Origin of the sequence: Metabacillus sp. 113a, assembly GCF_050107635.1 — a bacterium.
Taxonomy (GTDB): domain Bacteria; phylum Bacillota; class Bacilli; order Bacillales; family Bacillaceae; genus Metabacillus_B.
This window is the reverse complement of the sequence record NZ_JBNILJ010000054.1, coordinates 1-245: the sequence shown is the minus strand read 5'-3', so window position 1 is coordinate 245 and position 245 is coordinate 1. Positions and strand designations below refer to the sequence as shown.

At 40.8% G+C, this 245-nt stretch carries 1 pseudogene; it reads left to right on the top strand.

The annotated features are described in order from the left end of the window. Positions 1-245 (top strand): annotated as a pseudogene (locus ACQCVE_RS19680) (RNA-guided endonuclease TnpB family protein); the annotation flags it as partial.

Here is a 245-nt window from a genome sequence, read left to right as displayed (position 1 = left end):
GTGTAGATTTAGGTTTGAAAGTTCCTGCGGTAGCCATCACAGATGATGACAAGGTTTGTTTCTTTGGAAACGGTAGACAAAACAAATACATGAAGCGTACATTCCGTTCCAAACGCAAAACATTGGGCAGGAAGAAAAAACTCAATGCCATCCGTAAATTGGATGATAAAGAACAGCGATGGATGAAAGACCAAGACCACAAGGTGAGCCGTGCAATCGTCAATTTTGCAAAAGACAATCACATT